21 protein-coding genes and 1 pseudogene are annotated in these 24,315 nt (G+C 58.1%); 15 read left to right on the top strand and 7 right to left on the bottom strand.

Annotated features, from left to right (window positions below):
- Positions 1 to 201 precede the first annotated feature (201 nt).
- Positions 202 to 1,638 carry an orc1/cdc6 family replication initiation protein gene (locus EXE51_RS05710; RefSeq protein ID WP_179233280.1) on the top strand — a complete coding sequence of 479 codons (1,437 nt, stop codon included), beginning with the start codon at positions 202 to 204 and terminating at the stop codon, positions 1,636 to 1,638.
- A gap of 524 nt (positions 1,639 to 2,162) precedes the next feature.
- Here EXE51_RS05710 and EXE51_RS05705 read toward each other — a convergent pair.
- Complete coding sequence (locus EXE51_RS05705; protein ID WP_137692187.1) at positions 2,163 to 2,486, bottom strand: hypothetical protein; 324 nt, start codon at positions 2,484 to 2,486, stop codon at positions 2,163 to 2,165.
- A 127-nt stretch (positions 2,487 to 2,613) separates the two neighbouring features.
- On the opposite strand from EXE51_RS05705, the gene EXE51_RS05700 reads away from it, so the two are divergent.
- Entirely contained in the window at positions 2,614 to 3,591 is a 978-nt protein-coding gene (locus EXE51_RS05700) for an IS1595 family transposase (protein ID WP_137692186.1), read from the top strand.
- Positions 3,592 to 4,639: 1,048 nt separating this feature from the next.
- Here the strand turns inward: EXE51_RS05700 and EXE51_RS05695 are convergent.
- Both EXE51_RS05695 and EXE51_RS05690 read right to left on the bottom strand, forming a co-directional pair.
- On the bottom strand, positions 4,640 to 5,707 hold the full coding sequence (locus EXE51_RS05695) for a nitrogen regulation protein NR(II) (RefSeq protein ID WP_137692185.1): 1,068 nt from the start codon (positions 5,705 to 5,707) through the stop codon (positions 4,640 to 4,642).
- An 87-nt stretch (positions 5,708 to 5,794) separates the two neighbouring features.
- Entirely contained in the window at positions 5,795 to 5,974 is a 180-nt protein-coding gene (locus EXE51_RS05690) for a hypothetical protein (RefSeq protein WP_049933472.1), read from the bottom strand.
- A gap of 211 nt (positions 5,975 to 6,185) precedes the next feature.
- On the opposite strand from EXE51_RS05690, the gene EXE51_RS05685 reads away from it, so the two are divergent.
- The 3 genes and pseudogenes from EXE51_RS05685 (at position 6,186) to EXE51_RS05675 (ending at position 8,050) form a co-directional block, all read left to right on the top strand.
- Entirely contained in the window at positions 6,186 to 6,842 is a 657-nt protein-coding gene (locus tag EXE51_RS05685) for a helix-turn-helix domain-containing protein (protein ID WP_085682788.1), read from the top strand.
- 217 nt (positions 6,843 to 7,059) lie between these two features.
- Positions 7,060 to 7,809: pseudogene (locus tag EXE51_RS05680) on the top strand (RNA-guided endonuclease InsQ/TnpB family protein); the annotation flags it as partial.
- A 19-nt stretch (positions 7,810 to 7,828) separates the two neighbouring features.
- Positions 7,829 to 8,050: a hypothetical protein gene (locus EXE51_RS05675; RefSeq protein WP_241990586.1), complete on the top strand. Its 222-nt coding sequence runs from the start codon at positions 7,829 to 7,831 to the stop codon at positions 8,048 to 8,050.
- A gap of 144 nt (positions 8,051 to 8,194) precedes the next feature.
- Here EXE51_RS05675 and EXE51_RS05670 read toward each other — a convergent pair whose 3' ends face one another.
- Positions 8,195 to 8,623: a desampylase gene (locus EXE51_RS05670; protein WP_137692184.1), complete on the bottom strand. Its 429-nt coding sequence runs from the start codon at positions 8,621 to 8,623 to the stop codon at positions 8,195 to 8,197.
- A gap of 172 nt (positions 8,624 to 8,795) precedes the next feature.
- The gene (locus tag EXE51_RS18125; protein WP_255509803.1) at positions 8,796 to 8,921 is read right to left on the bottom strand and encodes a hypothetical protein; all 126 of its coding nucleotides are present in this window, start codon (positions 8,919 to 8,921) and stop codon (positions 8,796 to 8,798) included.
- 116 nt (positions 8,922 to 9,037) lie between these two features.
- Between EXE51_RS18125 and EXE51_RS05665 the strand changes: the two genes are divergently transcribed.
- The 3 genes from EXE51_RS05665 (at position 9,038) to EXE51_RS05655 (ending at position 13,935) form a co-directional block, all read left to right on the top strand.
- Entirely contained in the window at positions 9,038 to 10,390 is a 1,353-nt protein-coding gene (locus EXE51_RS05665; protein WP_049933479.1) for a restriction endonuclease, read from the top strand.
- Between the two features lie 720 nt (positions 10,391 to 11,110).
- Entirely contained in the window at positions 11,111 to 12,001 is an 891-nt protein-coding gene (locus EXE51_RS05660; RefSeq protein WP_094521370.1) for a DMT family transporter, read from the top strand.
- 260 nt (positions 12,002 to 12,261) lie between these two features.
- Positions 12,262 to 13,935 carry a hypothetical protein gene (locus EXE51_RS05655; RefSeq protein WP_137692183.1) on the top strand — a complete coding sequence of 558 codons (1,674 nt, stop codon included), beginning with the start codon at positions 12,262 to 12,264 and terminating at the stop codon, positions 13,933 to 13,935.
- A gap of 93 nt (positions 13,936 to 14,028) precedes the next feature.
- On the opposite strand, the gene EXE51_RS05650 is transcribed toward EXE51_RS05655, so the two are convergent.
- Positions 14,029 to 15,390 (bottom strand): NAD-dependent succinate-semialdehyde dehydrogenase, encoded by a 1,362-nt coding sequence (locus EXE51_RS05650; protein ID WP_049933126.1) that lies wholly within the window; start codon positions 15,388 to 15,390, stop codon positions 14,029 to 14,031.
- Positions 15,391 to 15,588: 198 nt separating this feature from the next.
- On the opposite strand from EXE51_RS05650, the gene EXE51_RS05645 reads away from it, so the two are divergent.
- From EXE51_RS05645 to EXE51_RS05615, 7 genes are read left to right on the top strand one after another with little or no spacing between them, the layout of a single operon-like run.
- Positions 15,589 to 16,914 (top strand): ABC transporter substrate-binding protein, encoded by a 1,326-nt coding sequence (locus EXE51_RS05645; protein ID WP_137692182.1) that lies wholly within the window; start codon positions 15,589 to 15,591, stop codon positions 16,912 to 16,914.
- Between the two features lie 16 nt (positions 16,915 to 16,930).
- A complete protein-coding gene (locus tag EXE51_RS05640) occupies positions 16,931 to 17,824 on the top strand; it encodes a branched-chain amino acid ABC transporter permease (RefSeq protein ID WP_049933129.1) in 894 nt (297 codons plus the stop codon).
- Positions 17,821 to 18,999 carry a branched-chain amino acid ABC transporter permease gene (locus tag EXE51_RS05635; protein ID WP_137692181.1) on the top strand — a complete coding sequence of 393 codons (1,179 nt, stop codon included), beginning with the start codon at positions 17,821 to 17,823 and terminating at the stop codon, positions 18,997 to 18,999. The genes EXE51_RS05640 and EXE51_RS05635 overlap by 4 nt, the downstream gene beginning before the upstream one ends.
- Positions 18,996 to 19,769, top strand: coding sequence for an ABC transporter ATP-binding protein (locus EXE51_RS05630; RefSeq protein ID WP_049933132.1), 774 nt, complete (start codon positions 18,996 to 18,998; stop codon positions 19,767 to 19,769). Before EXE51_RS05635 ends, EXE51_RS05630 begins: the two co-directional genes overlap by 4 nt.
- Positions 19,766 to 20,479, top strand: a complete 714-nt coding sequence (locus tag EXE51_RS05625; protein ID WP_049933134.1) for an ABC transporter ATP-binding protein — start codon at positions 19,766 to 19,768, stop codon at positions 20,477 to 20,479. The genes EXE51_RS05630 and EXE51_RS05625 overlap by 4 nt, the downstream gene beginning before the upstream one ends.
- Entirely contained in the window at positions 20,472 to 22,121 is a 1,650-nt protein-coding gene (locus EXE51_RS05620) for a long-chain fatty acid--CoA ligase (protein ID WP_137692180.1), read from the top strand. The genes EXE51_RS05625 and EXE51_RS05620 overlap by 8 nt, the downstream gene beginning before the upstream one ends.
- On the top strand, positions 22,118 to 22,927 hold the full coding sequence (locus EXE51_RS05615; RefSeq protein ID WP_137692179.1) for an SDR family NAD(P)-dependent oxidoreductase: 810 nt from the start codon (positions 22,118 to 22,120) through the stop codon (positions 22,925 to 22,927). Before EXE51_RS05620 ends, EXE51_RS05615 begins: the two co-directional genes overlap by 4 nt.
- Before the next feature lie 29 nt (positions 22,928 to 22,956).
- Here EXE51_RS05615 and EXE51_RS05610 read toward each other — a convergent pair whose 3' ends face one another.
- Complete coding sequence (locus EXE51_RS05610; protein ID WP_094494241.1) at positions 22,957 to 24,024, bottom strand: phosphotransferase family protein; 1,068 nt, start codon at positions 24,022 to 24,024, stop codon at positions 22,957 to 22,959.
- Between the last annotated feature and the right edge of the window lie 291 nt (positions 24,025 to 24,315).

Genomic DNA, 24,315 nt, shown 5'->3' with positions numbered 1-24,315 from the left:
CTGCGAAGACATCGAACACATCGATAGAGGGGTGTGTGTCTTCGAGCGTGCGATCGTGAACACATCGTCACCGGCTACTGGTAGTTACCCCGTTATCACTGTTCTCACGCGATTAATACGGTATTGTGCGGTTTCAAACGTCTAATTACACTTCGATAGAGGTGGGGAATCTTTTTTATACAGGGCGGTATCAGTATGCGTATGGGTATTGACGACTCCGATGATCCTTTAGAGAAGTCGGGATCGCCGGAGGATGAGACAACGGCTCAAGCAGAGCTGTCGAATACGTCTCACGTCACAACTGGTGATTCACAGTCCAAGGGCGATCCTGATTCTGAGGAGCCCTCCCAGTCGATCGAGGATATGCTTCTCGAGTTTGATGACCAGAAGGGGCTAATTCGAGAACGAGCGCTACTTGATCCTAACTACGTCGTCGAAGAGGACCGCATTGTGGGTCGCGACGAGCAACTCCAGGAGGTCACCAAAATGCTCCGTGTTGCGCTTGGAGACAACCGACCGCCAAATTTGTTCCTCTACGGCCCGTCCGGAACGGGCAAGTCGCTGATCACAAAGGCCGTTTGCCATAACATCAGCCGGATCTGTAAAAGCCGAGATATCCAGTTCGGCACAATCGAAGTGAACTGCCAAGATCTGGATACGCTGGGTATCGCCGTGTATGAGCTCGTCCAACAGGCTGCCGATGAAGCGGGGGTTGCTGTCGAGGTTCCTAAACACGGCGTCGCGACGAAGGAGAAATGGGACGAACTCTACCGTATCGTTAACGAGCATTTCGACTCCGTCGTGTTTGTCCTCGATGAACTGGACATGCTCGTTGGACGACGGGACAAACAAGAGCCCGCGTTCTCGCGACTACTATATCAGCTCTCTCGGGCTGGGACGAACGACGACCTAAACGCGTATATCTCGGTCGTTGCGATCTCGAACGACACGAAGATGATGGAATCTGTTGGGAGTCGCGCAGTTAGCTCGTTTACTCCCGAAGATGTCCATTTCGACGATTACGATGCCGATCAACTTCAATCGATTCTTCGACGCAGGCAAGATGCCTTCCACGAAGATGTCGTCGACGAGGCTGTCATCCCACTTGCGGCGGCATTCGCCGCACAAACTCATGGTGACGCCAGGAAGGCGATTGATCTCATGCGTGTTGCCGGTGAATTAGCTGAACGGGAAGGTGACACTCGCGTTCGGGAAAAACACGTCCGCACCGCACAAGCCAAAGTCGAAAAGAATCGGGTGCTTGAGGTTGTCCGTGGTATTAGTACACAAAAGAAGCTCTGCTTATACGCAACCGCAGCCGTCGCCTCCAAAACCGATAGCGGGTCTGCTCGAAGCACGACCGGCTACCGCGTGTATCAGTACCTGACTGACGCCATCGACGCTGATCAGTACCACCAGGAAACGTACGTCAATAAAATGAAAGAGCTCACAACCTATTCGCTGGTCGACTTCGAACGTCGGAGCCACGGCCCGAGCTCTGGAATGTTCCTTGAGTTCCAGTTCGGAGAGCGACCAGAAACAATTCTGGAAACACTTCGAGAGGATTCGCGCATTGAGGCGGTCTCCGAAGATGAGGTCAACTCCGTCGTTGAAGCTCAAATTCGCAACCAGACGTAGGGGTGACTCTCACTAAGATCACCGTTCGTCGCCCTCCAGATCCATTCAGGATCGAGTAGACCTGATACTGTGTCCATTAGTTTGCGTATACACCCCTCTATCGATGTGTTCCCTAGGGTTGTATCAAGGAACAATTGTCATTCTGTACGCTAGTCTTAGGCCCCTTGCTCATGATATCCCGTTAGTTCACGTACACACCCCTCTATCGATGTGTTCAAAACAGCCTGCTACCACGATACAACCTGGATTTTATTTCGACTCAATCTACAGATTAAATACTGTTTTCCGTTAGCCTGAGCACACACCCCTCTATCGATGTGTTCGGTGTGTCTGTTATCAACCCACAGAAGATATGCGTCTCACCTGTTTGACCCTATTAAGTAACTTTCCATTAAATCGAGTATACACCCCTCTATCGATGTGTGATCTCGTTTTTGAAGGGCTAAAACACCAGATTATCGAGGAATTTGTCCGGAGAGCATGGACGGCTCTACTGACCTAAGTCCCAGTATACTTGTCAGAAGCTACTCGTCCGCGTCGACTGGCCCTTTGTATTGTGAGCGGATCTTTTCCCCTTCCCGCCACTGCCAGTAGTAGTAGCGGTTACCATTGATCGCCTTGATCGTGATCGTCGCTTTGGCGGGGACGTCGTCTGGGAGATCATCAGGTCGCTCTTCATTTTGGTCGTCAGCTGACTCCTCGTCGGACTGACCGCCACGTGCTTTGTGCGATGCGAGCGCCTCGGCGTAGCGTGCGACGTATCGGAGATTTGTTGGCGAGTAGCTGTTGAGTGTGTCAACGATCTCTGTCGGGAGATCTTCCGGTGGCGTCGGTGGCTTGGGAGACATCGTCAGTCGCTTCGTGTTAACCAACAGTGTGCCAATAGAGATAGATTTGTTGGTTAATTTTCTCCGCTCTTATGTAGAAACGCGGAAAGCCCGTATAATTACACTCAGACAGTTCTAATCTGGCGATATGTCTTCCACTGAGTCAGCGCTCGGCGGGATGTTTCGGCAGCTAATCGAGCTCGGAGTTATCGAGATCAACACCGAGCCGCTCGATGCCCGCATCGAGCGGCGGCTCAAGCAGTTCTGGGAGAATACATCCTGTCCTCGCTGCGGTCACCAGAGCATTATGACGTGGGAAAAACACGACCGAGTTCGGTGTCGTAATTGCGAATTTAAGCCAGTATACACCCATGGAACGCCATTTCACGAGAAGCACCTCTCCTGCGGTGAGGTGCTTCTCGCTTTCACCCTCTACGCAGATACACTGCTGAGCATCAACCAGATTGCGCCGCTGCTCGGTCGTGCTTACAAAACCATTCACACGGCGATTCGGGAGGCGGAAGCCGCGGTTCAGCGCGGCTTCCCCCTCACCTGGGAACTGTTTAACCAGACCATCGATGGACCGACACAGGTCGACGAATCTGGCAAAGTCTGTTCTGGTTACAAAGGTCAAGAGCCGCCGCGAAACAGTCGTTCTCGCGGCGGCTCGTCGCGCACTGGCCGATCACGCTGGCGAGGGCGTCACGGTGACCAGCTGACGCTCGTCGCGGCGTGCCGCGACTCGCTTCGTGTGATTCGCGGACAGCGTGGGATCGACTACGAAGGCGATCTTGAGCCACTGATTCAGGAAGCTGAAGACCTCTCCCAGCGGCTGGGAGAGGTCTGGACAGATGGACTCCAAGCGTACCGCGAGATGGATCGGGATCACCGAACGGTCGTCCACAAAGAGAGGTACGTATCGCCTGACGGAGTCCACATCAATCAGGCAGAATGTCTGTTTTCGCTTGTTCAACCGTGGCTGCGGAAGTTCCGCGGCCTGTCCAAGCAAGGCTTGGAACAGGCCGCTCATACATTCGGGATCATTAGATCGCTGAATCTCACAGGCGCATCCGTCGATATCACCATTGACTGCCTTGTTATGGGGGCTTTCCGTAGTTCTACATAAGAGCGATTTTCTCCTGACGATCTACCACTGACCACTTCAGAGATATCCGCTAAATCATTTCGCCGCAAATGTCTCTGTTGAAATCCTCAACTGATGATATATTCTTGGAGCCGTAATGAATACAGCGCGCGAGTCGGTCACGAGAGAATGGTTGTTACTGAACCAGTTGAATCGGTAGCTACAGAGCGCGGCTCTAATACAATAAGGGTTGCCCCGTAGCGGTTCAGCCACTTTGCTCAGCGAGTCCGTAGCTTACAGAACTCGGGGAGCGATGGTTATGAAGACCCCGTTAGGAGTCGCCGGGACGCTCCTCGGGATTTAAACATCCACCCCGGCCGTAGTCGCCTTGCTCACTCTCTGCGCTTCCGAGAATCGAATCGGTACAGTAGGGCCACAGTGAGGCGACGTACGTCGAGCCGTTGTGACGAAGGTATATTCCAGAGGGGAGAGTTCCGTCGGTCTGCGGGTCGCTACGGTCATAATAGGGTAGCGGAGAGAGCGCCGCTCTGACGTCCGAAAACTCCGACCTGTCGAGGCGCTGGTCGGCGACCGAACGCTCCGCTGCACGGCTGAGCGCTGTTCGAATCGGCTCGACGGAGCGAAGTCGTTCATCACTCGACGGCGTCACCGTTGCTCCGTCTGGTGTATCTGTGCGAAGAATCTCTAGTAAGCCACCGTTGTCTCCCGGGTCAGCGAGACAGCCAGAGAACGCCGCGATGCTCGTCACACTACAAAGGTGGAGCACTCGACGACGGGAGAGCGGTGAACCCATACACGGACAAAGCATCGGTTGAAATTAATTATTTCCGTCTCGACTCCATCGGGCTGGCTGTTACATACGCAAGCGCGTTCTATCGGCTGACTCGTGATTTAGATCGTCTGTATTTCGCACGTAGCTTCTATCAGCTCTGAAGTATTTCAACAGAGCCAGTTTATACCAATCGAGGGTGGAAATGGAAAATACGTCGGTGGCCTCGATCCCGTTGCCGCCGAGGGGCGGAGGCCGCATTCGTTCCGCGGCTCGTGCTGGCGTCCGTCGGCTCCTCCGTCAGCCGAGGAAGTCGATCCCGGTGATCTCGAACCGCGCGCCGCCGCTCTCTGCCTCAGTCGCGACGACGTCCCAACCGTGCGCGTTGACGATCGTCCGGACGACCGAGAGGCCGTAGCCGTGCCCGCCGTCGCGCGTGGTGAAACCGTGGTCGAAGACCTCCTCCTCGCAGCCGTCAGCGATCCCGGGGCCGTCGTCCTCGACGAAGAGGCCCGTGTCGAGGGGCCCGACTCGGACCGCTGCGTCGTCGCCGCCGTGCTCCGTCGCGTTTTGGAAGAGGTTCTCGAACAGCTCGCGGAGTCGGTCGGGGTCGCTGCTCACCGACGGAACGGGCTCGTAGGTGAGCGCCGCTCCCGACTTCCCACCGAGGCTCCGCCAGGCGGCCTCGACGACCTCGCCGACGTCGGTCGGCTCCGGGTCGCTGACGACGTTCCCCTGTCGCGCGACGCGGAGCAGGTCGTCGACGAGCCGTGCCATCCGGTCGGTCGTCTCGCCGATCCGTTCGAGGTGTTCCTCGTCACCGGCCTCCTCGTACAGCGTCAGGCTCCCCTCGATGACGTTCAGCGGGTTCCGAAGGTCGTGCGCGAGAATATCGGTGAACTCCTTGAGGCGGTCGTTCTGCCGCTCTAACATCCGCTCGTACTCCTTCGCAGTCGTCGTGTCCCGGCTGATCGCCGCGTACCCGCGGAACTCGCCGTTCCGCAGCGGCGACAGCGTCAGGGTGCCCCAGAAGACGGAGCCGTCCGCGCGCCGGTGCCAGTGTTCGAACTCGACCGATTCTTCTCTCGGCTCCGCGAAGAAGTCCCCGGGAAGTGAGTCGGAGTCCGCCTCGCCCTCGTCGTCGGCGAACAGCATCCGGACGTGTCGGTCAAGGACCGCCGTCGCGTCGTGTCCGTAGAGCGCCGTCGCCGGCGCCGGCCACGCGACGATGTTCCCGTCGGCGTTCAACATGAAGATTGCGTGCGTGGAGACGCCTTCGAGGAGGCGACGGGCCACGGGGTCTCCCGACTCAGAGGCGTTCGTCGGAGGATCAAGGGCGTTCGTCGCGGGGTCGGGATCGTCTGTCACACGAGGGGATTACGCTCCGGTTACCAGTCTCTTCGGACTGGCTTACCAAGGTACTTATACCAGAACCAATCGGCGAGGCCGCGGGCGTCAGTCTGCCAGTTCGACCACCAGGACTTCCATGTCGGAACCCGTGCCCTCGGTCCGATACTCCCACGTTCCGCGGGGATCGACGCCGTTCTCGAGGGCGTCGCAGAGCACCCGACCGAGGGCGACCTCGAACTCCTCTGTACTCGATATGTCGTCTTCGGATGAGTCGCCAGTTGTCATGATGAAACGTACACTCGACTGCGATACGATGCTGTCGCGAAACTCACCGCCGCGCAAACAGAGACCGCAGTCGTCTGTTTCTGCGATTATTGATAGGTCTCCTAAACGGATAATACTACCGAAACACATGGTACACCAAGGTGAATCGCGCTCCAGTAGAAGGTTTCTACCGAGTTTTTAACGCGTTTGCGACAGAACAGTGCTGTATCTGATGAGCGTTATCGTTGAGTTGACTATTCCATCTGTCGAATTCGAATTGGGACGGATCCTCCGGATCGAAGAGCCGACGCAGCTCACGCTGGAAACGATGGTGCCGCTGGGCGGGAAACCCACGCCGTTCGTTCGGATCCAGAACGAAGTCCGCGAGACGTTCGAGCGCTCCGTCCGTGAACACCCCTCGGTCAACGACATCCAGCTCGTCGACACCCACGAGGACGAGACGCTGTACGCGCTGAACTGGGACCCCTCGGAAGCCTCGCTGCTCCGCCGGATCCTCGACTTGGACGCGGTCCTGCTGGGTGCGACCGGAACCGCCGACACGTGGGGGCTCGAACTCAGGTTCCCGAGCCACGAGGCGCTCTCGTCGTTTCAAGAGTTCTACCTCGACGAGGACATCGACGTCTCGATCGAGCGCATCTACAACCCCACGAAGCCGGACGCCGGTCCGTGGTACGGGATGACGCCTCCGCAGCGCGAGACCCTCGCGGCCGCCGTCGAGGCCGGCTACTACTCGCTCCCGCGGCAGATCTCCACCCAGGAGCTCGCGGACTCGTTCGGCATCTCCGATCAGGCCGTCACCGAACGCCTCCGGCGCGGTATCTCCACGCTGGTACTGAACACGCTGCTGGTCGACGAACCGGACGAGTAGCCGCGGTTCTGGCGGTGAAGCTCTGTTGAAGTTCTATTCTTCAGATACGTTTTGTCCGAAACAGCCGGTCACTGAAAACTGCGAATTAGACGGGTCTCTGACACGTGAGAGACAAGTGACGGTACGGACAAGACGGTAGTTGAGAAAATCATCGAAGGAATCGCCGATGCGAAAGATGTGAAGCCGGAGAACCCTCACATTATGCTCGAAAATCACTATCGGTTTCCGTCGGGAGAAGAACAGTACGGAGCGGAACACCGCCGAGGACGGGACGGTCCTCGGGGTTGACCTCGGTATCCAAAACCTCGCTGTCACCAGCACCGCCTTCTTTTTCACCGGGCGGGAGTTGACTCACGACTTCCGCGAGTTCGAGAAAGTACGCGCCGGACTCCAACAGACTTGGACGCGAAGCGCCCATCGGGCGCTCGAACAGTCGAGTGGCCGGGAATTTCGCTACGTGCGTGACGTACTTCACCGAGCGTCGAACGCTATCGTGGACGAAGCCCTCCGATATGAGTCCGACGTGATAGCCTTCGAGAACCTAACCCACATCCGCGATCGCACAGGTGCGTTGTGGGGTCACAAGCGGGCGTTCCGAGCGCTGTACGAGAAAGTGGCGTATAAATCCGAAGCGAAAGGTATCTCAGTGAAGCAAGTCGGGTCACCGTACACGTCACAGCGGTGCGCCGAGTGTGGCTTCACAGCTGAGGAGAATCGCGCGACCCGCACCGATTTCCGGTGCGTGAAGTGCGAGTCGGAAGCGAACGCGGACTACAACGCGGCGAAGAACACCTGGATGCGGTATGTCCGTCGGGGCCAACAGTCGTCTCGCTGGACGGGCAATAGTCAGCATGCCCTAAAGTCTGGAACAGTGACGCCGCGTGGCGGATTCACCGCCTACCTGGATGGGTTCGAGGCCGAGTTCATGGACAAGCCCCACTCTCTACGAGCGAACCCCTCAGAGTGAGCGAAGTAGGGTGGGGTAGTTGACACACCTTATCGGCAAAGGCGAGACCCTCGACGGGTCGATGCTGTTCTCCGACGCCCTCGACATGGAGTTCGACAAGGTCGAGATCCCCAAGCAGGACGACTGCCCGGTCTGTGGCGATGACTCGGCCATCGAGTCCGTCCACGACGTGGAGTACACGGCATCCTGCGCGATCGACGCTGGTGGCGACGCCGAACCGGAGATCGAAGCGATCGAGTAAGAGGTTTCCCTCCGACCCGGTTTGGGGCGACGCGAACCGGAGAGTTTCCGAGGCGCAGATGGTTCGTAGCGCCGGTCTCGCTGTTTCCCGTTGAGCGACCGCGTGCCGAGTGCTGTGAGAACACTCGCCGTCTGCGGGGTTCGTTCAGCGCTCGCTTCGGATCGAGACGGTCTCCTGTTCGAACGCCTCTTCGTTGTCGCGCCACCGCCACGAGCCGACGAAGGGGTAGCCGTCGAGTGCGCAAATGACATACGAGTGGTCCGGCCACGTGGCCTGTGCGGCGTCCGTCTCGCTCGGGTGCGTCGGTCCGGTCGGGTGCGAGTGGTAGAACCCGACCACGTCAAGACCCGCCTCCTCAACGGTCTCAATCAGCTCAAGCTGCTCTTCGGGGTCGATCAGGTAGCGGATCTCTGGTGTTTCCGCGACGTTCTCAGCAGCGTACGTCCCTGTGACGACGCTCTTGTCACCGTCAGTGCCGTGTTCGCCAGCGAGCACGCCACAGATCTCTGCCTCGCTGCCTTTGTACGCCCGATACACGATGTCATCGTACGCTGCCCGCGTGAGTTTGATCATACCCTGAGATAGCCTGATGTCCGGATAAGTCCGTTCCGACCGGCAAGAGGGGAGGCGAGTCAGGAGAACCGGCGGTCATTGAGGACGTGACGTACGCAAAAATAGGGGTGCTGTTCGCGGAGTTGACGCCGTCTCCGAGTCAGCGTTGTGTCGGGTGAGCGCGCCGAACCGTTTAGAACGTGATAATCTCGTAGTCGTCGCCGACGAGCGATTCGGGTTCGAGCCAGCAGTCACGAATACACTGAAGCGCCGGGAGACAGATCGGATCGAACTCGCCGGCACCGTCGTCCCTGTTCATACCGCGAGCTGGTGGCTGGCCTCGTCGTAGGCGAGTGCGGCTTGGATCACGGTGAGATTCTGCTGACTGTGCGCGTACAGAGGCGTTATAACAAGATACTGTCTAATCACAGTCGGATGGCTATACTGGACGACCTCTCGGGGTTCGAGTTCGAGGACCTGATAGAAGATGTCTTCCGCAACCTCGGCTACGAGAACGTCCGCCAAGCTGAGAAGACAGCTGACGAGGGCCGAGATGTCCTGATGGAGGAAGTCGTCGACGGAACACGGAGAGCAATCGTTGTCGAGTGTAAGCACACGGGGACGGTCGGGCGGCCAGTCGTCCAGAAGCTCCACTCGGCGATCGCGACGTTTGACTTTGACGGCCCCAAACGCGGAATGGTCGTCACGACTGGCCGGTTCACGGACCCTGCTCAGGAGTACACAAACCGACTCCAACAGAACGACGACCCCCACCCAATCGAGTTGCTCGACGGCGAGGCTCTCCGGGAGATCGCCGACGAGATCGGGCTTGATCTCTATAACGGTCGCATTGAGATTCTCTGTGACGAGACGCTACGTCCCCACGATCCGACAACAGATGTCGACGCCCCTGTCAAGGAGAGGTTCCGTGACATCGAGAACATCGAGGCCGCCGACCTTCCGGAGCCACATTCGACGGTGACGTTCCGCCCGGTGGTTGCGGTCACCGCGGACACGAACGCTGTCTTCGAGACATCGGTAGGCGTCATCCACCGGATCAACGATCGCACACAGTTCGTCGTCCACGCTGACCGTGGACATCCGAAGGTGGCCGACGACGACGTCGCGACGCTAGTCATCGAGAACTTCCACGCGGCGGTCCCCCTCGATATTGGACAGTTAACCGAGGTATTCGACGACGTCGAGGAGCGCCGATTTGGGCAGACCCAAACAGAGTACAAGGAGTGGGCTGTTGACCGGCTTCAGGACTATCACACGACGACGGTGACCTATACCGGCGACAACAACGTCACCTACAACAAGACGTGTAGGCCGAATCTCTCGGATATCTCTGTGCAATCGATCGAGCCGGTGTATCTCCCTGAGGTTCGGCAGACGACCGAGCTGCAAGAGTATTCGTATCCGTACGAATACTATGCTGCTGGCCCTTCACGGGTCACCTTGGAGGACGGGATTCATCGGTGCGTCCACTGCGAGACGAGCGGTATCGACGAGACCTACACCTACTGTCCGAACTGCGGGGCGATCGCCTGCCGCAGCCACATCAAGACCGAACGGGTGGAAGGTGAGCCGGTCTGTACGGGCTGTGCGGTGACCGAACGGTTCGCGTTGAAGCCGAAGTACTTCTACGGCGAACAGAATCTCGAGACGTTCCGCGAGGAATACGCCGAGATGCCACTTCACGAGAAGGCGATGGAGAACCCGTTACTGGCGGGCGGCAGCGTGGTCGCGGCGCTGCTGCTCATCATTGGACTGCTCGTTATATAGATCAAGGAGAATACCTGCGGCTTCAGCCGCAGGATGAATCCGACAACTCGGAGTCAATCTATGCTACAATAGCCACACTGAGATTTGGCAATCCGCATCTTAAAGCGACAGGCAATCCCACGTATAGATAGGAATCAGACTGGGAACAGAGCGACTCCCGTTAGTCCTACGATGGCGGCCTGTCCGCCCCAAGCAATGAGACAGTAATCGGAACCAGTTGGGTGAACGGTCGGTTCTTATAATGAACCGATGCAGTGCCCGACTGCTGTACGCACCACAGAAAGTAACTCCAAGTCCAGCGAAGTCTGCCGGACTCCCCGAGGCAAAAACAACTCCGGGAGTCCGAACACGATAGAGGATAGGAGTACCGGGGGCTTGGCACTCCCAGCAGTCCCACCCGTCACAGTCCGTGAACCCCACACGGATTCTCACCGTGTCGGAGTTCGGTGGAACTGTAAACCTGAAATCTCCAACGCTCAGGATTCCTCCGCGTTTACGCGGAGGAGGATGTCAACGGCGGGGTCATCTGAACGGGCTTGCTGATCACCTAGACTGGTGGTATTTATATCACCCTAGAAGCCCTGATGGGCGCTAACCCAGCGTTGAGGTCTGTTTGTCTACATTTACTTCGCAGTCGACGCCGTCGCTAGGCGCATCGGGTCACTCGAGAGTTGGCGCGGTCCGACGGATATTTCGCTGTTGGCGGCGACCTCCTCGTGAATGAGTCGCTACGGGACGGCCGGCCGATTCTTGCTTCTGTGTGCCGTCTGGGGCACCGCGTTCATGGCGACGGACGTCGGCCTGGCTGATCTCCCTGCGGTGCCGTTTGCGGCCGTGCGTTTCGACATCGCTGCCGCACTGTTGTTTGTCGCTGTGGTTGCCTCCGATGCGGATATCCGTCCCCATACTCGGGACGACTACGTCTACGTGCTCGTCGGTGGCGCGCTCACAATCGGTGCGCACCACGCATTCCTCTTCGCGGGCCAGCGGTACGTCACGGGCGGTGTCGCGGCCGTTCTGTTGGGTCTCGTCCCCGTGGTGACACCTGCGCTCACGCGGCTCGTCTCTACTGAGGAAGAGTTTACCGCTGCCACCGCACTCGGCGTCGTGCTTGGATTCGTTGGCGTCGTCGTCATCGCTGATCCCGACCCCGCGAATCTCGCGGACAGCGTCTTCGGAGTGTCGCTCGTGCTTGCGTCCGCACTTGCGTTCGCCGTCGCCGCGGTCGTCACGCACAGCAGGTCGCCGTCGATGCCGTTCCTCTCGACGCAGGCGTGGATGATGGCTATTGGCGCCGTCGTGCTCCACGCCGCTGTGATCGCAGTCCCTGGTCAATCGTTCGCGGCCGCCACGTGGACCCCGTCCGCACTCGCCGCACTTGCGTACCTTTCTGCCGTTGCTGGCGTCGGCGGCTTCTTGCTTTATTTCACGTTACTCGACGACCTCGGACCCATCGAGATGAGCTTCATTGAGTACGTCATCCCCGTGTTCGCAGCGCTGGCCGGCTGGCTCGTGCTTGGGCAGGAAGTGACGCCGGCGACCGTCGCCGGGTTCGGGTTCATCGTGGCAGGGTTCGTCGCCGCGAAGTGGCGGACATTGCGTGGAACATAGTGGTGCGTGATTGGTGACTTCGGGAGACCTTCCGAACACTTCGCTGGGGTCCCAGTGGTTGGCAAGTGCGGTACACGATCAAAGGATCATCTCACGAGCCGATTTTGAGTGGATCGCCTCCCTCCCAAGCGAGGATAAGATCTTACTTATTGGTAGAATTTGTGTCAATTCGTAATTCGGCGAAGTTACTACCTAATTTGCGGGTTGGTTCGCAACTCATACATACAAGGTTCAAGATCATAATTTCACGCCCCATACGAATGTCAGAACGCCCTCCATCCGATGATTCAGACGAACAACCCTTCGATACCAATCTGGCCGACTGGCCATCAGATGACTCGGATCAAGACCAGTCGGCGCCACCGTGGATTCCGCTTGGCATTGTTGGGATTCTTGCTGTTGCCGTCGGCTGGTTCTTCCGGCCGTGGCTCCATGGCCTCATCTACACGGTGTATACGACGCCGCTACTGTTGCTTGGCATCATTGCTGGTAGTATCGCGGCGTGGGTTACCGTACGTGCGGGCGACCGCGTTGAGACCGTCATCAACACGCTCTCCAGCAGCGACCACACGATTACCCCACTTCGTGTCGGTGTAGTCGTCGTCGTGATCGCTGCGTTCGCGCTGATGCCCGTCGCTAACGCAGTCGCTGGCGTCACATTAAGCGACCAAACAATGAGCCAGACGGCTACTGTTGAGCAACTCGACGATGTTGACGCCGACAATCCCCGAATTGTCACGCGAGCGGTCGCCGAACGGTACGCATCGAACACACTCAACCGGCCGCAGTACCGCGTCGGGGAGACCGATATCAGCGTGGTGAATGGGACTCCCTACTGGGCTGCTCCGCTCGCTCCGGATGGCCTATTTAACACGATCACAAAGCGTCAAGCCGGAACTGTCCTTGTCGATATGACAACTCAGCAGGCGAATGTACGGTCCGTAGACGGCGAGCTCGAAACTGGCGTCGGAACGATCTTTTATCGGAACTACCGCTGGAAGCTCCTCAAATCGCAGGCGTATCTCGTGGACTACGGTGATCCGAAGATGGTCATCCACAATGAGACTCAATACATCACCGTCCCATACACTGAGCCCACATTCCACTTGACGCCGTTACCACACTCGACACCACAGTGGGGAGGCGTCGCCGTCATTGATCCAAGCGGTTCGATCGACATGCTCTCTCCCTCTGAGGCTGCGGCTAGCCCAATTCTTGACACTCAGCAACTGTATCCAGAGAAACTGGCGCTTCAATCGGTCGCGGCAACGAAGTACCGAAATGGAATCCTCAACACCTATACGAGCCACGAAGATGAAATCGAGATCGCACCGCTTCCCGGAGACGGAAACGACCAGCCGTTCTTCATTCTTTCTGAGTCGGGGCCGCAGTACGTTGTTGCTGTCGAACCGTACGGCGACGCACAGGGTCTCCAAGAGTTGTGGACAATCGACGGCCAAACCGGAACCTTCGAACGCTACATCCCAACTGACTCGCTGTTCGGCCCACAGCGAGCAGCAGATCTCGTGCGGCAATCAGCGCCACAGACAGACTGGGACCGCTTTTCGCCAGCCGAACCCATTCTCACAGTCATCGACGATCGAGAGTATTGGCAAGTGCGCGTCGTCCCCGAAGATAACAGCGGGATCGCGTACGTCGCGTTTGTAGACGCACGGTCCGGGAACGTCGATTCGTTCGAAGAGACTGACGCGATCTCGCAGTTCCTCGCTGGCGAGACACCGGTCGAGAATCCTACCGAAACAGACCCAGTGACGCCTACGGAGACGCCGACGGTTATCGTCCAACGAGTTGCCGAGAACGGTACTGTAATTGAGACCATGAGAGTGTACGACGACGAATCGCTCGAAATACGGACACCCACGAACACCTCCGTTGGTACAGAGAACGCGACCGCTCAAGCCCTCGGCAGTTAGGGAAATGGCTCGGTAATGTGGGCGCTATTGACTTCGGCATGCTGTCCACCTGACGAAGGCCCATTTAAAAGCCGCTACCCAACTTGTCCGATGTTATTCGATCCAAACGGTTTTGCGATTGACAAACTCCTTGATCCCAGCCTCGGAGAGTTCCCGGCCATAGCCTGAGTCCTTGACACCGCCAAACGGAACCCGTGGGTCGGACTTCACCAACTGATTCACGTACACGCAGCCCGCGTCGATACGGCTTGCCACACGCTCACCGCGGTCGCGGTCCTGCGTCCAAACGCTGGCTCCGAGTCCAAACGGTGTGTCATTAGCCTTGGTGATCGCCGACTCCTCGTCGTCAACCTCGTAAACCGTAGCTACTGGGCCGAATGTCTCCTCCGTGTCGACGGGACATCCTTCCGGGGGATCAGTCAAGATGGTCGGCGGGTAGAAGGCTCCTTCTCTGTCGAGAGGCTCACCGCCAGTCACGAGCGTCGCTCCAGCCTCGACGCTTGCGGTGACCTGTTCATGAAGAGTTTCCATAAGATCTTCTCGGGCCTGTGGCCCGATATCGGTCTCCTCGTTTGTGGGATCTCCCACAACGAGCGAATCCATCTCGTCGGTCAGTGAGCCAAGGAATTCATCGTATACGTCCGTGTGGACGATGAACCGTTTCGCGGCAATACACGATTGACCACCGTTTAGATTCCGCGCCCAAGCGCCTGTCTCAGCCGCAGCCGATAGGTCCGCATCGTCGAGGACAACGAATGGGTCGCTCCCTCCAAGTTCGAGGACGGTCTTTTTGAGTTGGTCACCGGCGTTCGCGGCTACCGCACGTCCAGCTGGACCACTTCCTGTCAGCGTTGCGGCCCGAACCCGACTGTCCGTCAGGAGATTATCTACGAGATCCGATGGAATCAGCAGCGACTGGAAGACGTCATCAGGATACCCGGCCTTCTGGAACACTTCCTCGATTGCGAGCGCGCACCCAGGTACATTCGACGCGTGCTTGAGAATCCCCACGTTTCCAGCGGTGAGGTACGGTGCGGCAAAGCGGAACACCTGCCAGAGTGGGAAATTCCACGGCATCACCGCTAAGACAGTTCCGAGCGGTTCGTGTTCGGTTTTCACTTCCGACCCCGGAGGACTCGGATGGTGGTCGGCTTCGAGATACGCACTTGCGTGTTCCGCGTAATGCTCACAGACCCACGCGCACTTTTCAACCTCGCCAACCGCCTGTGAGATCGGTTTACCCATCTCCCGCGTCATCGTCTCGGCGTACTCCTGTTTGTTCTCTCTGAGTACCTCTGCCGCGTTCGCCAGAAGTTGCTCTCGCTCCCGAAGCGGGCGGGTCTGCCAGTCTTTGAATGCTTGTTCTGACCGGTCTAAGGCCGCTTCAACGTCGTCTTCATCGTGATCGTCGTATGTCTCAACACGAGCCCCCGTTGCTGGATTCACTACATCCATGCGATCTGGGAACGCAACACAGGTACATTAACATTGGTCACGTTTGATAGCTGCTCAGGTAACCGGCCCGGCACTCAGAACTGACGATCTAATTCTGTACTGGGGTGTTTAGCGGAGCACAGAACCGAGATAAAGGGATGGTGTGTCATGGACCTACACATTTATGTAGTGAGCGACACTCACGGACGATTGTTAACAATGGAAACCGAAATTGGGGATGAAGAAAACAAGGAAAAGCAGACTGGGGGGACACCGACGAGTTCAGCAAGTCAATCGCCGATTGGGCGGCGACGGTTCCTACAGGCGACCGGTGCGGGGACGGCGGTCGCACTCGCCGGCTGTTCAGGCGGTGGTGGCGACAGTGGGCCCGTAACGCTCGGTGCCGCATACATCCTCTCAGGGTTCGCCTCGTTGTACGGCGAAGAGGCAGAACGGGGAATTGAGTTTGCGCAGTCGCGGATCAATGACAACGGCGGTATCGACGGGCGGGAGGTCGATGTGATTGTCCGTGACACCGAAGCAAGCGGAGACACGGCAATCCAGCAGATCCGTAGTCTTGTCCAAGAGGACAACGTCGACGGACTGTTTGGGCTCGACTCGAGTGGCGTTGCGCAGGCAGTTGCGCCACAAATATCCCAACTTCAGGTCCCGTTCATGATCACGCACGCGGCAACCCCGTTCGTCACCTCGCCGCAGGGTGAACATGAAGACTCCGTTGGGAACGAGTACGTGTTCCGCGATTCCAACAGTCTCGCACAAGACGTGTACGGCGCAGCGCGCGTTGCCGAGGAACTCGATGCCACCGAATGGGCCACTATTGGGCCAGACTACGCCTTCGGGTACGAGACGTGGGATTACTTCCAGGCCTATTGTGACGGACTCGGTGTCGAGGCTGAGTTCACGGCCGAGCAGTTCCCGGCGCTGGCGACGAGTGACTACACGCCATTTATTAGCTCCATTCTCGACGCCGACCCTGACGCGGTACTCACCCCACTGTGGGGGGCTGACCTCACAACGTTCATCGGGCAGGCTGAGGACGCCGGCTGGTTCGACCAGATCGACCACACGCTGTTCAGTGTCGGGATGGGGACGGACTACCCCAGCGACGGCAGCCCCCTCCCGGAGGGAGAGTACGCATCCACCCGGTATGATCCGTTCGTCCCTGACTCAGAGACGAACAACTCGTTCCGTGAGGCGTACTACGAGGAGTACGGCACGCTCCCAACGTACAATGCCGAGGGAGCATACCGCGCGCTCTATCTGTACAAAGACGCGATCGAATCAGCCGGTAGCACAGAGGCCAGCGCGCTCGTCGACGAATTCACCGGCATGGAGCACTCGGGCCCAGTCGGTGAGTACCAGTTCAGCGAGACAAACCAAGCGACGGTCGCGTCAGTCTGGGGCACCGTCACATATGACGATGAGTGGGAAAGTAACGTCCTCGACCCGGTGAACCGATACGAGGCGGGTCCCGACGTGCTGTCGGAAGCACTCGGCGACTCTGACCTGCCGACGGGTATCTAACCCTCTTGCCGTTTTTATGAGTCTCACATCACTCGTTCCACTGATCGGTATCTCTGACGTTGTCATCGGGCTCAGCCTCGGGAGTCGCCTCTTTTTAATTGCGGTTGGGCTGAGTCTCATCTTCGGCGTACTCGGTGTGCTCAACTTCGCACACGGCGGGTTCTACATGCTCGGTGCGTACGTCACCCTAGCGGTGGTCTCGAACGTCATTGACAACTTCTGGATCGCCGCTGTGGTGGGCGCTTTGGCCGTTGGTATCGTTGGTGCCGTGATCGAATTCTCTGCGATCCGGCGGCTGTATGACCGTGTCGACTCTGATCTTGACCAGCTGATAGTCACGTTTGGTTTCGTACTCGTCATTCACGAGACAGTCCGGTTCATCTGGGGGTCGGGATCGTACTCGATCGATCCGCCAGACGTGTTCAACTTCTCTGTGACGTTCGGCGGGAGTACGTTCAACGCGTACCGGCTGGTCGTCATTGGCTTGGCTGTCGCGGTGCTCATTGGACTGTGGCTGTTCATCACGCGGACGTACTTTGGATCGCTGGTCCGAGGGACCTCCTCAGATCGTGAGATGGCAGCCATGCTCGGTGTCGACGTGCCGCGGCTCTACACTGGGGTCTTCTTCCTCGGTAGCGTGCTGGCTGGCCTTGGTGGAGCGCTCTCCGCACCGCTCCAGTCGACCAGCCCAGCCCTCGGTGATCAGGTGATCATTGACGCGTTTATCGTCGTGGTCATCGGCGGCCTCGGCTCAATGAGCGGCGCGTTCGTCGGTGCGATGCTCATCGGCATGATGCAGAGTCTCGGCCCGCAGTTTATCAGTGCCGGCAGCATCGCGATTCCATTCCTTGCGATGGTGATCGTGTTGCTGATCCGTCCTGAGGGACTCTTCGGGGGGATCGGCGAATGAGCGCGACCGACACCAGCAGTCGGGTTAGCCAGTTTAGATCCGCTGTCGCCGAGGGCTGGACCCGTGAGCGGTTTGGCGTCCTTGGAGCCCTCGCATTAATCTTGATCACCTTTGCGCCGCCGTTCCAAGTCTACCTGTTCACCGACTTCCTCGTAGTTTCGCTGTTCGCGCTCGGGTTCAACCTGCTGTACGGGTACACCGGTCTGCTGTCGTTTGGCCACGGCCTGTTCTACGCGGGTGGCGCGTACGGGATCGCAATTGTATTGCGAGACCTAGGACCGATGATCGCTGATATTGTCGGTACCGGAATTTCGCCGCTCGTCACGTTCATGATTGGTGGCGTTGTCGGCCTCGTACTCGTTATCATCGTCGCTGTGCCTGTCGGATGGCTCAGTGTCAGGTTACAGGAGATCTACTTTGCTCTGATCACCCTTGCGTTTGGGATGTTGGGCTACTCGCTCATCATCCAAGATCCGGCGGGACTGACAAACGGTACTGACGGGGTCATTGTTCTCCTCGGGACTGTAGACCTCGGCGGTACAAGCCTTCGGATTGGTGGCAGGCGGATCTACTACGTAATCTCGACCATTACCGTGGTCGCGGCAACGTACGGAGTATGGCGCATCGTCAACTCACCGTTTGGGACCATCTGTAAGGCGATCCGAGAGAGTCCTGACCGGGCGGCCGCGCTCGGGATCGATGCGAGCCACCACCGCTGGATGACGTTCATAATTTCGGCAGCAGTCGTCGGAATTGCAGGTGTCCTTCGCGCGGGGCTCGCCAGCGTTGCCTCTCCAGGACTGACCCACTGGTCGACGAGCGCAATCGCCGTTATCGCTACCGTCATCGGCGGTGCGACCTACTTTTACGGCCCGTTCGTGGGCGCATTTATCTTCCTGTACATCCGGTGGGCGATTAGTCGCTTCCCGGCTCTGGAGGCCTACTGGGAGCTGTTCTTCGGCGCGTTGCTTATCGCAGTTGTGCTGTTCTTCAAGCAGGGTGCTGTTGGTGGCCTCTTGCTGCTCCGCGATCGAGTGCTCGGCAATAACGACGACAGTGACCCTGGTGGACGAGAGAATACCGTTGACCCCGGTGAACAGGCCTCGGCTGCGTCAGATCACGAGGACGAACCGGGCAACAATAACATGGCAACTGACAGAGGTGATGACACGTGACAACCGTCCTCAAGACAGACGATCTCCGCAAACAGTTCGGAGAACTGACCGCCGTCGATAACGTCTCTATCGAGATCGACGACGACAAAATTACCAGTATCATCGGACCAAATGGAGCGGGAAAGACGACATTCTATAATCTCCTTACTGGTGTGCTCCAGCCAACGGGCGGATCTATCTGGCTTCGAAGCGGCGATCAAAACGAACTTACTGACGTTACCGATGCGGAGCCGCACGAAGTTGCGCAAGCAGGACTCTCGCGGTCGTACCAGATAACGAATATTTTTGAAGGACTCACTGTCCGCGAAAACGTCCGTGTGGCTCGGATCAGCCACGAAGGGACCCGACTTGACTTCCGCTCGCGGGCAACTGGTGATGAGTCCGTTGAGGCCGACATCGAGGAGATACTGGAGCTCACTGGGCTCACAGACATCGCAGATACACCCTGCGACACGTTGAGTCACGGCGAAAAACGGACCGTCGAGATCGCCTTGGCGCTCGCTATCGAGCCGAACGTCTTCCTGATGGACGAGCCCACCGCAGGCATGAATCCGACTGAAGTCACGGAGATTGTCTCGTTGATCCGGGAACTCGATGCGGACCTCGACGCAACATTCGTGGTAACTGAACATAACATGGATGTCGTCACTGACATCTCTGATCGAATTGTCGTGCTTGCCGAGGGAGCGATCCTCGCAGACGGGACACCACAAGACGTGCTGGCGGATGAACGGGTAACCGAAGCATACCTCGGAAGTGATAGCGTATGACGATACTCACAGTCGACAAAATCGACACGTACTACGGGAACAGCCACGTCCTTCACGGGGTTTCGCTAGAGATCGACGAAGGCGAGGTAGTGACACTACTCGGACGCAACGGCGCAGGGAAAACGACCACCATGCGCTCGATCATTGGTGCGTCTCCCCCACGGTCCGGCTCTGTTACGTATCGTGGCGAGGAGATTACAGGACTCTCATCTGATGCGATTAATGGACTGGGAATCTCGCTCGTGCCGGAAGATCGCCGGGTGTTCCCCACTTTGACCGTCCAAGAGAACCTTCGCTTGGCACATAACCTAGCAAGCGATCCGCGGCCGGTTGAAGAGATGTATGAGTTGTTCCCTGCGCTTGACAATCTCCGTGATAGCAACGGACGGAACCTCAGTGGCGGCGAACAGCAGATGGTCTCGGTCGCTCGCGCGCTTGTCCAGTCACCAGATGTGTTGCTGCTTGATGAACCGACGGAGGGGCTCGCGCCGGTGATCGTTGACGATCTTAAAGAAATCGTCCAGACTGTTGTTGAACAGAACGTGACTGTCCTATTGACTGAGCAGAACGTCGACTTCGCGTTCGAACTTGCCGAACGGGGATATATCATGGATACTGGAGAGATTGTTTTCGATGGGACGGTCGATGAGATTCGGGACCGAGAGGACCTGCTTGAGACGTACCTCTCTGTGGGGACTGCCGATGCCTGAGGAGCTTACACTCCGTCCGTTCTTCTGGCGGGCCACTCGGCTCTTCCCCGAGACTGAGGTCGTCTCACGCACCCACGATGGGATCGATCGCTACACCTACGCCGACTTTGGCGATCGTGTCCGGCGGCTTGCGGCCGCGCTGGCCGATCTCGGTGTCACGTCCGGCGATCGAGTCGGGACGCTTGGATGGAATACCCACCGACATCTCGAGGCGTATTATGCGGTTCCGCTCTCTGGCGCGCAGCTCCATACGGTAAATCTCCTGTTACAGGACGACAACGTCGAGTACATCGTCAACGATGCCGCCGACGACGTACTGATTGTTGACCGTGATGCCGTGGCGATCCTCGATCGCCTGTGGGACCGTATCGAGGGGGTACGCGAGGTCGTCGTCATGGATGACACGGTGCCGAAGACCGAGGCAGACTTGCCGCTGTCGGCCTTCGAAGACTTGATCGCGGACACAGATCCCATAGCGTCGTGGCCACCGCTCTCGGAAGACGATCCAGCCGGGATGTGTTACACCTCTGGGACGACAGGGAAGCCGAAGGGTGTTGAGTACACCCACAAGATGCTCTACGCCCATGCTATGATGGTGATGACGCCCGCTGCGCTCAACATCGCTGAGGACGACGTTGTGATGCCGGTCGTCCCCATGTTCCACGTGAACTCTTGGGAGTTCCCATATGCTGTGACGATGGCCGGCGCAAAGCAGGTCTACCCAGGGCCGTCTCCAGATCCCGCTGACCTCGTCAATCTGATTGAGTCTGAGGAGGTGACGCTCACTGCGGGGGTCCCGACAGTCTGGATCGATGTCCTTGATCACCTAGATGAGCACGGCGGTGACCTCTCCTCGCTTGAGCGTATCATCGTTGGCGGCAGTGCTGCCCCACGGGAGGTGATGCGACGCTACGAAGACGAATATGAGGTGACGATCGAACACGCGTGGGGGATGACCGAAACGATGAGTATCGGCTCAGTTTCCCGGCCGACATCCGGGACTGCCACCGACGGCCGCGAAGCGGCTCCCGACAAACGAGCGAAGCAGGGGTTACTCTCACCCGGCCTTGAGATGCAAGTTGTCGGGGATGACGGCGAGTCAGTCGCATGGGATGGCGAGGCGTTCGGTGAGCTGCTTGTTCGCGGTCCAACTGTTGTTGGGGAGTACTACAACCGACCGGAGGCCAACGAGACGGACTTCGTCGAAGCAGATGACGGCGGGAGCCGATGGCTCCGCACTGGGGACATCGCCACCGTTGACGAAGACGGCTACATCGAAGTTGTTGACCGGGCAAAGGATGTCATCAAGTCCGGCGGTGAATGGATCTCCAGCATCGAACTGGAGAACGCCTTGATGGCACACAGTGACATTGCCGAGGCGGTCGTCATTGCGGCGCCACATGAACGCTGGCAGGAGCGGCCGTTGGCGTTTGTCGTTCCGAAAGCGGGCTGTGAGATTGACGTAGAGTCTGTCCGGACGTTCCTCCAAGAGGAGTTCCCACGCTGGTGGCTTCCAGACGACGTCCAGATCCGTGAGGAGATTCCGAAAACTGCGACCGGGAAATTCGATAAGAAGACGCTTCGAGAAACGATCGAGGAGCCGGAACTCCCGTATGCGCCTGGCGATGGGGGTGGCCAATGACCACTGATGATACGACCGCGGCCGGAGCTGACATGGCACCAGTGGATGTCCTTCCAGACCTTTCGGGCCAGGTTGCTGTTGTCACTGGTGGCGGGCGCGGCATCGGACGCAGCATAACTCTCGGGATGGCTGCTGCGGGGGCCACGGTCGTCCCCTCGGCGCGGACAGCTACTGAGGTTGAGGCTGTTGCCGACCAAGCCCGCGATCTAGGTGTCGAAGCCCGCGGCATCACCGCCGATGTGACCGATGATGATGACGTCGAAACGCTATTTGAAGAGACGGTGGAAGCGTTTGATTCGCTCGATATCCTCGTCAACAACGCCGGGTTCAACCCTGGAGACGCGCTTGGTGACCCGACTGAAATTGAGTCCGCTGCGGTCGATAGTGTTCTCGACGTGAACCTGCGGGGATCGTTTCGAACGCTCCGAGCTGCCGGCCCCCATCTCCGGGAAGCAGGTGGCAGTGTCGTCAATGTCGCGAGCGTTGCGGGAGAGGTTGGCCTGCCGAAACAGCATCCATATGTCGCGTCGAAACACGGCCTCGTAGGATTGACAAAGAGCGTAGCGATGGACTGGGCACCAGATGTGCGGGTCAACGCGGTTGCCCCCGGCTACGTCGCAACCGACCTCACTGAAACGCTACAGGAGAACGAACGGCTTCGAAAGTCGATCCTCAACCGGACACCGCTTGACCGGTTTGCCGACCCCATGGAGATTGCCGGCCCCGTCGTCTTCCTCGCAAGCGACGCAGCGAGTTTCATTACCGGCGAAACACTCGCTGCGGACGGTGGCTGGACCGCACGGTGAGACGGTTGGGTGACAATGGTCAATGGGGACTACAGCCGCTCCGTCTCTCCGTTGATGTACGCGAGTGTCCGCGACGCGAGCTCGGGAACCTGTGTTTCCATCTTTGGATACAGTGGGTCGTCGCTATCGTCATTTAGGTGCCTCGCGAGAAACATCTCGCCGAGCCCAGCCATCTTGTACGCTGCGAGTGCGCGGTAGAACCGCTCGTGAACGAACTCACGTCCCGTTACTGTCTCATAGTGATTGATTACCTCCGAGCGAGTCGGGTACCCTTCGCGAGCTGTGAACGTCGACATTAAATCTGGCATCGCCGGGTCTGGGTCACCCTCATCGTACCAGAACAACAGCAGCCATCCGAGATCGGCAAGTGGGTCACCGAGCGTCGACAGTTCCCAGTCGAACACAGCAACGACCTCTGGCGGTGTCCCTGGCCCATACATCACATTGTCGAGTTTGAAATCTCCGTGGACGAGCGTCTCTGGATGGTCATCTGGGACATTGTCGGCGAGCCACTCACCGACAGCCACGAGGTCAGGAACTTCTCTGACAGACTCCGTTGTCCCAAAGGCCCACTCAAGTTGCTCCGTCCACCGCTCGACTTGTCGAGTTGTGTATCCCTCTGGGCGACCGAATTCGGCAAGTCCAACTGCCTCGTAATCAACGGCGTGGATAGCCGCAAGCGTGTCGATAAGTTCGGTTCCGATCTGCTTGCGTGCGTCGGGATTGGCAAACCGACTTGCTTCGGCGTCTCGCAATACGCTGCCGTCGGCACGCTCCATGAGATAAAAGTCGCTTCCGAGCACTGAGGGGTCGTCGCAAGCGCGCAACGTCCGGGGTACCGGAACGCCGGTGCCGGAAAGTGCGTCGACGACATGGTGTTCGCGGAGTACGTCATGGGCGGTGTCAGCCGTCTTACCGGGCGGCGGTCGTCGGATCACCAGTTCGTGGTCGCCCCACGTGACGAACAGCGTTTCATTTGAGTGCCCCTCTGCGTGTCGCTCAACGTCGAACGTATCCACCTCCCCGAACTCCTCGGTAAGGTACTCACTGAGCGCGTCATCGTCAACCAGCCGGTCAAGATAGCTAGTATCAGTCACGACCGTTCTACCCCCATTCGATGCGTGGCGAGCGATGACTGCGTTGGCCTGTTCTCCAAGCGAACGGATTTATTGGTAACGGGATATTCGACTAACATTGTAAATTAATTTCTCGCTGACTTGGAGATCAGCTTCGCTTATTATAGCCTTTTGGGGTAATAGCCGGGTCGCGTTAAGTTAGAGGATGAGGCGGACGAGTTCTGAGTGTCTATGACAGATTTCGACCGCCTCAGCGAACGTACCGCGTGGATCGACTTGTCGTTTGTGGAGCGAGATCGAACTCCGCGCTGG

It is taken from the genome of Halorubrum sp. CGM5_25_10-8B (genome assembly GCF_005435095.1).
In the GTDB taxonomy this organism is placed as follows: Archaea; Halobacteriota; Halobacteria; order Halobacteriales; family Haloferacaceae; genus Halorubrum; species Halorubrum ezzemoulense.
The sequence above is the reverse complement of the archived record's forward strand: the minus strand, read 5'-3'. Positions and strand labels throughout refer to the sequence as shown.